A 12099-nucleotide genomic window follows, 5' to 3' on the forward strand; every position below is an offset into this window, starting at 1 on the left:
TCCGTAATGCCGACAATGTCGCCGATTCATTTTGGCATGCGGAAGGGTTTTAAATGGCGGATATGAGTGGCGGCGGCGCGGTTGCGCCGGTCGGCGAAATGCCGGAATTCGTGCACCTCCGGGTCCATTCTGCCTACTCCCTGCTGGAGGGAGCGCTACCGCTCAAGAAGATCCTGGCGAAGGCTGCCGGCGACAGCCAGCCGGCCATCGCCATCACCGATACCAACAATCTTTTCATCGCGCTTGAATTCTCGCAGAAGGCGATGGACGAGGGGCTGCAGCCGATCATCGGCTGCCAGGTGTCGATCGACATGGAAGACGGCGGGGAAGGCGAAAAGCGCGGGCCGCAGCAGGCGTTGGCGAAACTGCCGTCCATCGTTCTGCTTGCCGCCACGGAGCGGGGCTATGAGCGCCTCGTCGATCTGGTCAGCCGCGCCTATCTGGGCGGCGAAGGCAATAGTGCCGTCCACATCGCCGCTTCCTGGCTTGAGGAGATCGGCACGGAAGGCATGATCGCGCTCACCGGCTCGCTCACCGGTCCGGTCGATATGGCGTTGAAGGAAGGCCATGCGCCGCAGGCACTTTCCCGGCTGCTGACATTGAAACGGTTGTTCGGCGACCGTCTCTATGTCGAATTGCAGCGGCATGGCACCTATGACCGCCGCCACGAGCAGAAGATGATCGGGCTGGCTTACGAGCATGAGATTCCGCTGGTCGCCACCAACGAGGCGTTCTTCCCGACGCGCGACGACTATGATGCCCATGACGCGCTGATGGCTGTCGCCCATAACGCCATCGTCTCCGACGACACGCGGTTCCGCCTGACGCCGGACCATTATCTGAAAAGCCGCGCCGACATGGCGAAGCTTTTCGCCAATTTGCCCGAGGCGCTGGAGAACACGGTCGAAATCGCCCGCCGCTGCTCCTTCGTCCTGAAAACCCGCAAGCCGATCCTGCCGCGCTTCACCGGCGCTACCGACGATGCGGAGGAGGCGGAGCGCGCCGAGGCCGCGGAACTGCGCGCCCAGGCTATCGAGGGATTAGACCAGCGTCTCGCCTCGCTCGGTATGGCGCCGGGCTACGAGGAGAAGGAATATCGCGACCGGCTGGAATTCGAGCTCAGCGTCATCGAGCGCATGAAGTTCCCCGGCTACTTCCTGATCGTTGCCGACTTCATCAAATGGGCCAAGCGGCATGATATTCCGGTTGGCCCCGGCCGCGGCTCGGGCGCGGGCTCCTTGGTCGCGTATGCGCTGACCATCACGGACGTCGATCCGCTGCGCTTCTCGCTGCTGTTCGAGCGCTTCCTCAATCCGGAACGCGTCTCGATGCCGGACTTTGATATCGACTTCTGCCAGGACCGGCGCGAAGAGGTCATCCGCTATGTGCAGGCCAAGTATGGCCGCGAGCAGGTGGCGCAGATCATCACCTTCGGTTCGCTGCAGGCGCGCGCCGCCTTGCGCGATGTCGGCCGCGTGCTGGAAATGCCCTATGGTCAGGTCGACAAGATCTGCAAGCTGGTGCCGAACAACCCCGCCAATCCGACCCCGCTCAACAAAGCGATCGAGGAGGAGCCTCGCCTGCAGGAGGAGGCGGATAAGGAACCCGTCGTCGCCCGCCTTCTCGATATCGCCCAGAAGATCGAGGGGCTTTATCGCCACGCCTCGACGCACGCCGCCGGTATCGTCATCGGCGACCGCCCGCTGTCGAAGCTCGTGCCGATGTATCGCGATCCGCGCTCCGACATGCCGGTCACTCAGTTCAATATGAAATGGGTGGAGCAGGCCGGCCTGGTGAAGTTCGACTTCCTCGGCCTGAAGACCCTGACGGTGCTGAAGACGGCCGTCGATTTCGTCGCCAAGCGCGGCATCTCGATCGATCTTGCCAGCATCCCGCTCGACGACAAGAAGACCTACGACATGCTCTCGCGCGGCGAGACGGTCGGCGTGTTCCAGGTGGAAAGTGCGGGCATGCGCAAGGCGCTGATCGGCATGCGCCCGGACTGCATCGAGGACATCATCGCGCTGGTGGCGCTCTATCGTCCCGGCCCGATGGAGAACATCCCGGTCTATAACGCCCGCAAGCACGGCGAGGAGGAGATCGAATCGATCCACCCGAAGATCGATTACCTCCTGAAGGAAACGCAGGGCGTCATCGTCTACCAGGAACAGGTGATGCAGGTCGCCCAGGTGCTCTCGGGCTACTCGCTCGGCGAAGCCGACCTTCTGCGCCGCGCCATGGGCAAGAAGATCAAGGAGGAGATGGACAAGCAGCGCGAGCGCTTCGTCGACGGCGCCATCAAGAACGGCGTTGCCAAGGGGCAGGCCGATGTCATCTTCGACCTGCTGGCGAAGTTCGCCAACTATGGCTTCAACAAGTCGCACGCCGCCGCCTACGCTATCGTCTCCTACCAGACCGCCTATATGAAGGCGCACTATCCGGTGGAGTTCCTGGCGGCGTCGATGACGCTCGATATGGCCAATACCGAAAAGGTCAACGATTTCAGGCAGGATGCCAAGCGCCTGGGCATCGAGGTCATCGCGCCTTCGGTGCAGACCTCGTTCCGGCATTTCGAGACGGGCGACAACCGCATTTATTACGCTCTGGCGGCCATCAAGGGCGTCGGCGAATCCGCCGTGGATCATATCGTCGAGGTGCGCGGCGAGCAGCCATTCGCCGGAATCGAGGATTTCTGCCTGCGCATCGATCCCAAGCAGATCAACCGCCGCGTTCTGGAAAGCCTGATCTGCGCCGGCGCGTTCGACTGCTTCGAGATCGACCGCGCGCAGCTGATCGCCGGTATCGACCGCGTCATGGGCTATGCCCAGGTGGCGCAGGAAAACAAGCGCAGCGGCCAGCACGACATGTTCGGAAGCGCGGCTTCGGGTCCGGAAAAGATCGTGTTTCCGACTTACACGCCCTGGCTCGCCTCGGAGCGGCTGCTGCGCGAATTCCAGGTGCTCGGCTTCTATCTGACGGCCCATCCGCTCGATACCTACAAGAGCGTGCTCGACAAGATGCGCGTGCAGCCCTTCGCCGATTTTTCCGCTGCGGTGAAGCAGGGCGCCAGCAACGGGCGTCTGGCCGGCACGGTGATCTCGAAGCAGGAGCGCAAGACACGCACTGGCAACAAGATGGGTATCTTCGTCTTTTCCGATGCCTCGGGCCAGTTCGAGGCCGTGCTTTTCTCGGAGACGCTGAACCAGTATCGCGACGTTCTCGAAGTCGGGAAATCCTTCGTCATCACCGCCCAGGCGGATGAGCGCCCGGAAGGCATCAGCCTGCGTCTGCAGACGGCGCAGTCGCTGGAGGAGAAATCGCTGCAGATGCAGAAAGCGCTGCGTGTCTATGTGCGCGACTCCGGCCCTCTGAAGGCGGTTGCCGCGCATCTGAACGCAAAGGGCGACGGCCTCGTGTCCTTCATCGTCATCAAGGAAGAGGGATTGCGCGAGGTCGAGGTGGCATTGCCGGAGAAATATCGCATCACGCCGGAAATCGCCGCCGCATTGCGCACCGCTCCGGGCGTGATCGATGTGGAGCTGGTTTAGGCAATATCGGAGAAAACTGCATAGCGGTTTCCGTCCGAAATTGCGTCAAGGCAAAGGGTTCTAGCCCTTCTTGCCGAGCGCGCCGTTATTGGTGAGCGTGATGAAATCGGTCTCGTTGCCGGTTTCCGGGCCGATGCCTGTGTCTGAAATCGTCAGCGACGATCCGGCGGTCAACAGATCTTCGATGCGGTGGCGGACATCGTCGGGAATGGTGATGCGGCCAAGCGCCTGCCCGGCGGCGTCGAGCGATTGCGATTGTTCCTCGCTGGTAATGCCGAGCCGCTTCTTTGCCTGCTTGCTGAGCTCCTCTTCCAGGGTCATGCCGAACCAGTCGGCCTTGCCGCTGATGCGGTCGATCGCATTGGCGGTGAAGAAATGCACGCCAAGCGCCTCTTGCGGCTCGGCGATGATGGCTGGACCTTCGAAGAGCGGCCGGAAGCTCTGGCGGACCATGATCGCGCCATTCGGCGGTTCGCCCTTGCCGGCGGCTGCATAGACTGCTTTCATCAGCGTCGGGCTGACAAGGCTGCCTGTCGTCTTGATGTCATGCGCCTTCCTGAAGTCTTCGATAGCCTGCACCGTCGCCGGTCCGAGCATGCCGTCAGGCGTGCCGGCCATGAAACCCATGCCGTTCAGCAGGCCCTGAAGGTCGCGCACGTTTTCGCGCAAGCCTCGCCGGGTGATCAGGATGCTGAGCGGCGCGGGATCGGCAGCCGGGGTGACGATGGCCTTCGCCTGCGGAATCTGGATCGACGTCACGTCGTTCGTCGCAACCTGCAGGGTTTGCACCTGCGGGAGGAAGCTCGCCGTCATGGGGCGCAGCTCGATATCGGAAAACAGCGCCGGGGGTGGCGCGGCCTGCGGCTGGAACAGCATGGAATTTTCGAAAGGCTGGGGCACCAGCGGCTGATCCGCAATGACGACATGCACGCCGCGCTCGGTCATCTGATAGAGCATCTTGGCAAAGGCCTTGGGCATTCGCACGCAGCCATGGGACGCCGGATAATTCGGAACCGAATTGGATTCGTGCAGCGCGATCCCTGACCATGTCAGCCTTTGCATATAAGGCATCGGCGATGCGGAGTAGAGGTTGGACTCGTGATAGACCTGCTTTTCCAGAATGGAGAAGATGCCGCTCGGCGTCGTATGGCCCCGCTTGCCGGTCGAAACCTTCGAGGTCGCCACCACCGTATCGCCGTCATAGACGGCAAGGGATTGTCTGTCCTTCGACACGACGATCTGCAGGGTGCGGGCATCCGGCGCCGCAAGGGCAGGGCAGGAAAGGGCGGTGGCTGACAGCAGCCCGAGCCCGAGCAACAAAAACGGCTTCATAGACACAAACCAAAACGCAATACTCGTATCGCCTGAGGTTAGACATCGAAGTTTAAGGAAGACTTGCCGAAGAGATGCTTCTTATCGGCATGGCGAGAGAAGTTGCCGTTATGGCTGAATACAGCAACGCCGAAGCGGAGCGATTGACTCTGCTTCGGCGCTATTTCGTCAGCGAAGACTGAAAGCTTCAATGGACGCTGGAAGCCACCCAGTTATGCCAGTCCTGTTCGCTGCCATGGAAGGCGTTGAGGTCGATCCTGCCATCGACGCCGTGGGAGACGCCCGATCCGGAATATTGCCAGAACAGCCACTTCCGTCCGGGATAGACCTTGGACGGGTGAGCTGCCACGGAGCGCAGCCAGAAGGGATAGTCGAGCAGTTCGCCGCGCAGGTTGTCGCGATAGAAATCCGGAGCGGTGTAGACGATCGGGCGCTGGCCGTAATGCTTTTCCAGCTTGTCCATGAAGACCTGCATCTTGGCGAGCACCTGCTCGCGCGAGGGCCGCCGCTTGCAGCTCGACTCGCCGTTCCATTCCACGTCGATGACCGGCGGCAGAGCCCCGGCCTCCTTCGGCACATTGCGGATGAACCAGTCGGCCTGCTCCCCGGCGGTCCGGCACCAATAGAAGAAGTGGTAGGCGCCGTGCTTGAGGCCGGCCTGCTGGGCGGCCCGCCAGTTCTTCCTGAACATCGGATCGAGATGATCGCCGCCGTCTGTCGCCTTGATGTAGACGAAGTTGGCTCCCTGCGTACGCAGCGTATCCCAGTCGATTTCACCCTGCCAGCGCGAGACGTCGACGCCGTGCACGGCCAGTTTCCGGGGAGACGTCGAGGAGCCGAAGTTGATCGGCTTGGCGTCGCGGAAGCGGTGCATGTAGATCTGCATCGGCTGCTGGCGCAGGGCGCGGGCAATCGGGTTCGACGGTGCAAGCATCGCAAGCGGCCGCTGCAGCGGCACGGGCGTGTCGTCGTCTCCTTGATCGGACGGCAGGAATCCTTCCGGCCGGATATCCGCCGGCATTGCGACCGCAAGAGCCTGCTGCCGCTCGACGCGCGAAACCGTTTCGCCGATTTCGACCGAGGGGACGGGCGTGCCGCTCTTTGCAATGGAGCTGGTCATTTCCTTCGAAGGCGGGCTGGCTTGCGCGGCTTCGCGCTCACCTCGGGCAGCGCAGCCTGAGATCGTCAGGCAGGCGAGAAGAATGGTCGATACAGCCGATAGACGCATAGGAACCCGTACGCAAAACACAATCGACGGCGGATCCGCGCCGTTCGGAAAAATACAGAATCCAAGTCCTAATGGAAATTTACCAAAAAAGTTTGAATCCGAGCTTTCTCGCGCGAAGATTCGCGCATGCGCGGCCGATTATCTGCGGCGATATTTTTGTCACCATTTGGTGATTTTATCGTATGTAGTTGTTATTTATCGCGTTTAACGCCGAAGGTGTAACCGGTCTCGACCGTCTTGTTGCCGAATTTTTCTCTGAGCTTGTCCATGGCAGCTTCCGCGGTCGCACGCCGCGTGGCCTGTATGTCGATAAGATCGGGCGGATCGGCGCGCGCGGCATCGCCAAGATCGGTGACGCCGATGCCGATAAGGCGGAACTTCGTGCCGTCGGTCTCGTGTTCGAGCATCCGCAGGCCGGTGCGGAAAATCCGGTCGGCAAGCTGTGTCGGATCCTCCAGGCGGCGATTGCGGGTGCGGGTCTTGAAATCGGCAGTCTTCAGTTTCAGCACCACGGTCTGGCCGGCAATGCCGCTGCGCTTCAATCGGCGGGAAACCTTCTCCGAGAGATCGCGCAGGATCGGCACCAGATCTTCGTGGCGGGAAATATCCTCGAAAAAGGTGGTTTCGGCGGACACGCTCTTTGCCGCTTCATTCGGATGCACGCTCCGGTCGTCGATACCGCGCGAGAGGCGGAAAAGCCGTTGCCCGATGACGCCGTAGCGGCGCATGAGGTCACTTTCCTCCATATTCTGCAGCTGGCCGATGGTGCGGATGCCGTCGCTCTCGAGCGTTGCGGCAAAGGCTTTTCCGACCCCCCATATCGTCGTGACCGGTCGGGGCTCCAGGAAGGCGAGCGCCTCCTCGCGGCCGATGACGGAAAAGCCGCGCGGCTTCTGCAGGTCGGAAGCCACCTTGGCGAGGAACTTGCAATAGGAAAGGCCGACCGAGATGGTGATGCCGATTTCCTGCTCCACGCGCTTGACGAACTTGGCCAGGATGCGGGCCGGCGGATCGTGATGGAGGCGCTGCGTACCGTCGAGCTCCAGAAAGGCTTCGTCGATCGAGAGCGGCTGCACCAGCGGCGTCAGTTCCTGCATCATGGATCGAACCTCCCGGCCGATACGGGCGTATTTTTCCATGTTCGGATGGATGACGACAGCCTGCGGGCAGGCTTCCAGCGCCTTGAACATCGGCATGGCGGACCGCACCCCATGGATACGGGCGATATAGCAGGCAGTGGAGACGACGCCGCGTTTGCCGCCGCCGACGATGACAGGCTTGTCGGCCAGTTCCGGATTGTCCCGTTTCTCGATCGAGGCATAGAAGGCGTCGCAATCGATATGGGCCAAGGTCAGCCCATACAGTTCGCGATGGTAGACAAGGCGAGGGCTGCCGCAGCTCCGACAACGCGGTCGTGCGGCCGATTGCTCGCTCAAGCAATCGCGACAGAAGCCGAAGATCTTGTCGGGCGCATGGGTCATCGAATGAGAACAAAAATTGAACATCGCTACTTTATGTTTTAAGCTTGCGAGTCTCAAGCGGGAAAACTGTGGGGGAGAAGAGGTGCAGGATTTAAGCGTAACACCGTTGACGCCGGGCCGCTGGGACGATTTTGAAGCGCTGTTCGGGCCGAAGGGCGCGTGCGAAGGATGCTGGTGCACCTATTTCCGCGTTCTGACCTCGCAACGCAAGACAATGAATCCGCAGGCCAGGAAGCTGTTCATCCGGGAGCGGATTGCCGCCGGGCCGCCCCCCGGCCTTCTCGGCTATATCGATGGACGGCCGGTCGCCTGGGTTCAGGTCGGCCCGCGCAGCGAGCTGCCGCAATGGAACTCGGCAAAGACCGTGTCGCGGCCGCTCGATCCTGCCGATGCTGAGGACCGTGCGGTTTGGGCGGTCAGCTGCTTCTTCATGAATTCGAAGAATCGCGGCAAGGGATACAGCCATCGCATGCTGTCGGAGGCTGTGGAGTTTGCGCGTGAATCCGGGGCACGGTTGCTGGAGGGCTGTCCGATCGAACGCACGAAGCAGTCGAAGTCCGTCGGCCTCTATGTCGGCTCGCAACGCATATTCGAGGCGGCCGGATTTTCGGAGGTGGCGAAGCGCAAGGATGGCAGGCCTCTGATGCGCCTCGTTCTTTGAGATCGGACCGGGCAGGCGTCAGCGCGCGATGTGAGCCCGGATTAGCGGCGCGGCCTCGGTCCATTCGTTGGCTTCCGGAATACCCGCAGGTGCTGCCGGCGCCATGCGGTGGACGATGGAATCCGGCTTCAGATTGATCAGGAGGCATTCCGGAACATGCTCGCTGACCGAATGCAGATTGTGGGCCATGTCGTCGACGAAGGCGACAGGCATCGTGCGTTGCCGATGCAGAGAGCGGACGATCGGCCCCTTCGGCTGCAGCGATGCCAGCAGAGGGTAGGCAAGCTCGAGCCTGTCGAGAAGCCGCCGCCTCTGTTCCCAGAATTGCGGCGGCATGGCGGTGAGGAAGACGATATCGGCATCCTTCGAGAGGGTGCCGAGCGTGTCGACGACCCGGTCGAACGGCGTTTGCCATTGCTCTTGCGCCTCGAAGAAAGCTTCGATCAGCCGGTGTACTTCCTTTTCTTCCAGCGCGGAACCATTCTCCTTGGTGACGATATTGCCCGTCAGCCGGAAGGAGCGCGGCAGGAACTCATGGCCTTCGCCATCGATGAACGTCAGGAAAGGCGCAAAGAAATGCAGGACGACATCATCGACATCGCAGACGATCAGCGGCCGCTCCTGCAGCCGGATATGCGATACGTCGAATTCAAGCGGGGCATCCATGGTCAATATTCTCCAGAGGCGAGGCCGGGCGGTGAAAAATGTGCCGACGCGGCCGCGACGGCTTCCGGCGAAATGCCACTGGCCTCGCAAAAGGCCAGCAATGTCGGTTCGTGGTTCATGAGAAAATCGAGCATGCCGGCAAGGAAGGCGGGCTCGTTGATGGCGTTGCGCACCTGTGCCGGCTCCACGCCGGTCAGCGCCAGGAAGCGGCCGAACATATCCTGTTCGTTGGCCAGCCAGCCGAGTACGGCAATCGCAGTCTCTTGCGGATCCGCCGCATTCTTCTTGGGGTTCTTGATGTTACTTTGCATTTTGAAGGGAGAGTTACCTATTTTTCAACCAAATGCCGGTAGTTTGCGATTCAAGTATTTCTGGAATCGGTTCCTCGCGACCCTATATTTCGAGAGAATGGATGCAATACCGGATGCAGGGAAAGCTTTCCATGCCTAAACAGGTAATGATTGTAGAAGACAACGAGCTCAATATGAAGCTCTTTCGCGATCTGATCGAGGCTTCCGGCTACACGACGATCCAGACCCGGAACGGCATGGAAGCGCTCGACCTCGCGCGCAAGTACCGTCCGGACCTGATCCTGATGGATATCCAGCTTCCGGAGGTTTCCGGCCTGGAAGTCACAAAGTGGCTCAAGGAAGACGATGATCTGCATGTCATCCCGGTCATCGCCGTCACGGCTTTCGCCATGAAGGGTGACGAGGAGCGCATTCGCCAGGGCGGATGCGAAGCCTATGTCTCGAAGCCGATTTCCGTGCCGAAATTCATAGAGACGATCAAGACCTATCTGGGCGACGCCTGATGATGGGAAAGAGCCGATGACAGCACGCATCCTGGTAGTCGACGATATTCCGGCCAACGTGAAGCTTCTGGAAGCGCGGCTGCTGGCCGAATACTTCGAGGTGCTGACGGCCGAGGACGGCCTGAAGGCGCTCGCCATTTGTGCGAATACCCAGGTCGATCTCATCCTTCTGGACATCATGATGCCCGGTATGGACGGATTCGAGGTGTGCGAGCGTCTGAAATCGGATCCCCGCACGGCACATATACCCGTCGTCATGGTCACGGCGCTCGATCAGCCTGCCGACCGTGTTCGCGGCCTGAAGGCCGGCGCCGACGATTTCCTGACCAAGCCGGTCAACGATCTGCAGCTGATTTCGCGCGTCAAGAGCCTGCTTCGCCTGAAGACGCTGAGCGACGAATTGCGGATGCGCAACGAGACCGCGCGCAATTTCGGTATCGAGGACCTGCTGCGGATCGGCGACGGCCGCGCGGACGAAGCCGGACATGTGCTTCTGGTCGACGGCCGGGCCAACTCGCAGGAGCGCATCATCCGCGCGCTCAAGCCGATCGCCGAGGTCATCGCGATGTCCGATCCGCAGGCGGCTTTGTTCGAGGCGGCGGAACATTCGTTCGAGCTCGTGATCGTGAATTCGAATTTCGAGGATTACGACCCCTTGCGACTTTGCTCGCAGCTGCGTTCGCTGGAACGCACGCGCTTCCTGCCGGTGCTGTTGGTGACGGAGCAGGGGGCGGACGAGATGATCGTCCGCGCGCTGGATCTGGGTGTCAACGATTATATCATCCGACCGATCGATCCCAATGAGCTGGTGGCCCGCTGCCTGACGCAGATACGCCGCAAGCGCTACAACGACCGCCTGCGCGCCAGCGTGCAGCAGACGATCGAGCTGGCCATCACCGATGGGCTGACGGGGCTCAATAACCGGCGCTATCTGGACAATCACCTCAAGGTGCTTTTCGACCGGTCGCTGGCACGGGGACGTCCGCTTTCCGTGCTGATCACCGATATCGATAGATTCAAGAACGTCAACGACACCTATGGCCACGATGCCGGCGATGAAGTGCTGAAGGAATTTGCCGCGCGCATCCGCTCGACTGTGCGCGGTGCCGACCTTGCCTGCCGGTATGGCGGCGAGGAGTTCGTGGTGGTGATGCCGGATACGCCGGCCGATATCGCCGCCGCCGTCGCAGAACGCCTGCGCGCTGTGGTGAAAGATATGCCTGTGAAATTGCGGGACAGCGGCGTGGCGCTGAACATCACGGCATCGTTTGGGATTTCGTGTCGTTTGGAGACGATCGGGACGCCGGAGCAGCTCATGAAACAGGCCGATCTTGCGCTGTACGAAGCGAAGAGAGCGGGCCGCAACAGGGTGGTCGCGTCGGCTGCCTGAGGGAAGCAGGTCCTTGAGGCCGGTCAGCACCACCAATATTGGGGGGTATGTCACGGGTTCTGAATAGTGACGTAAGGTTTTTGTTCTTTACCATAAGCCTGTGCCAGACTTTGTCTCATTAAAAGAAAAAGCCGGTAGTTTTACTTTTATCTTTCAGCGGAAGCTGTAATTTTTGAATAGTTATGAAGTGTCATTATTGTTATTTCATATAGTTTTGTTTTGAATTTGTGTTTCCTTCAATGCATAAATTAAGAAATTACGATTTGACTATCGCTAAGTTATATATTCAAATGTTCTTGAATGTCTGTATTGAGAGTTTGCTGTAAAGGGAAATAGTATTTCTTTATTCTTGATGTTTTCGGGTGTTTAGTTGGCTAAGACTATGGAGGACTTTTCTTCGTTCAAGTCATGAATTTTAACCATCCGAGCAGACAAGTATTTTTTATCATTAAGAATTTGTTGATTTTCTTTCGATTTCGCGCGAATTTAGTCCCGTACAAGGACAGCCCGCAAGGGCTCCGCAATGCCCCATGATGCTCAGGTCCGCCGCATCTCCTGGGTCGTGGGGTCGGTCGGCTGACAGGCAAAAGATAACGGTTCCTCGTGCCGTTTTGCAGGTCAGCCGGCCCACAATTCAAACGCCGCTCTTCGTGATCGAAAGCGGCGTTTTTTCTTGGCTGCCGGCAGGCGGGCGCGGTTTCAGATCATGTGACAAAATCATACGCGCCGCAGGAAAGGTTCCCGAAAAACGAAAAAGGCGCTAACCCGCAGGTTGCGCCTTTTGTAACTTGAAGTTTAGGAAACTTACTTGATCTTCGTTTCCTTGAACTCGACGTGCTTCTTAGCGATCGGGTCGTACTTCGTCTTCGTCATCTTGTCCGTCATCGTACGGCTGTTCTTCGTCGTGACGTAGAAGAAACCGGTGTCGGCCGTCGACAGCAGCTTGATCTTGATGGTGGTAGCCTTGGCCATAGTCGTC

General features: G+C 59.8%; 10 protein-coding genes. 4 read left to right on the top strand and 6 right to left on the bottom strand.

Features of this window, described 5'->3' with window-relative positions:
- Positions 1-53 precede the first annotated feature (53 nt).
- Positions 54-3548 carry a DNA polymerase III subunit alpha gene (dnaE, locus tag ACJJVH_RS04700; RefSeq protein ID WP_113386141.1) on the top strand — a complete coding sequence of 1165 codons (3495 nt, stop codon included), beginning with the start codon at positions 54-56 and terminating at the stop codon, positions 3546-3548.
- A gap of 60 nt (positions 3549-3608) precedes the next feature.
- Here dnaE and ACJJVH_RS04705 read toward each other — a convergent pair whose 3' ends face one another.
- The 3 genes from ACJJVH_RS04705 to ACJJVH_RS04715 all read right to left on the bottom strand — a co-directional run bounded on the left by ACJJVH_RS04705 (position 3609) and on the right by ACJJVH_RS04715 (position 7589).
- A complete protein-coding gene (locus ACJJVH_RS04705) occupies positions 3609-4880 on the bottom strand; it encodes a L,D-transpeptidase family protein (RefSeq protein ID WP_412064827.1) in 1272 nt (423 codons plus the stop codon).
- 187 nt (positions 4881-5067) lie between these two features.
- Positions 5068-6108 (bottom strand): GH25 family lysozyme, encoded by a 1041-nt coding sequence (locus ACJJVH_RS04710; RefSeq protein WP_112803129.1) that lies wholly within the window; start codon positions 6106-6108, stop codon positions 5068-5070.
- Between the two features lie 191 nt (positions 6109-6299).
- Complete coding sequence (locus ACJJVH_RS04715) at positions 6300-7589, bottom strand: DNA polymerase IV (RefSeq protein WP_412065133.1); 1290 nt, start codon at positions 7587-7589, stop codon at positions 6300-6302.
- Positions 7590-7671: 82 nt separating this feature from the next.
- On the opposite strand from ACJJVH_RS04715, the gene ACJJVH_RS04720 reads away from it, so the two are divergent.
- Positions 7672-8250 carry a GNAT family N-acetyltransferase gene (locus tag ACJJVH_RS04720; RefSeq protein WP_412064828.1) on the top strand — a complete coding sequence of 193 codons (579 nt, stop codon included), beginning with the start codon at positions 7672-7674 and terminating at the stop codon, positions 8248-8250.
- A gap of 18 nt (positions 8251-8268) precedes the next feature.
- Here ACJJVH_RS04720 and ACJJVH_RS04725 read toward each other — a convergent pair whose 3' ends face one another.
- Both ACJJVH_RS04725 and ACJJVH_RS04730 read right to left on the bottom strand, forming a co-directional pair.
- Positions 8269-8916: a hypothetical protein gene (locus tag ACJJVH_RS04725; RefSeq protein WP_112803135.1), complete on the bottom strand. Its 648-nt coding sequence runs from the start codon at positions 8914-8916 to the stop codon at positions 8269-8271.
- A 2-nt stretch (positions 8917-8918) separates the two neighbouring features.
- Positions 8919-9227, bottom strand: coding sequence for a DUF3572 domain-containing protein (locus ACJJVH_RS04730; protein WP_112803137.1), 309 nt, complete (start codon positions 9225-9227; stop codon positions 8919-8921).
- 131 nt (positions 9228-9358) lie between these two features.
- Between ACJJVH_RS04730 and ACJJVH_RS04735 the strand changes: the two genes are divergently transcribed.
- Positions 9359-9730: a response regulator gene (locus ACJJVH_RS04735; RefSeq protein ID WP_007531841.1), complete on the top strand. Its 372-nt coding sequence runs from the start codon at positions 9359-9361 to the stop codon at positions 9728-9730.
- 16 nt (positions 9731-9746) lie between these two features.
- Positions 9747-11120: a PleD family two-component system response regulator gene (locus ACJJVH_RS04740; protein ID WP_412064829.1), complete on the top strand. Its 1374-nt coding sequence runs from the start codon at positions 9747-9749 to the stop codon at positions 11118-11120.
- An 804-nt stretch (positions 11121-11924) separates the two neighbouring features.
- Here the strand turns inward: ACJJVH_RS04740 and rpmG are convergent.
- On the bottom strand, positions 11925-12092 hold the full coding sequence (gene rpmG, locus ACJJVH_RS04745; RefSeq protein WP_003587245.1) for a 50S ribosomal protein L33: 168 nt from the start codon (positions 12090-12092) through the stop codon (positions 11925-11927).
- Positions 12093-12099: the final 7 nt, after the last annotated feature.

It is taken from the genome of Rhizobium sp. SYY.PMSO (assembly GCF_046840415.1).
Classification (GTDB): Bacteria; Pseudomonadota; Alphaproteobacteria; order Rhizobiales; family Rhizobiaceae; genus Rhizobium.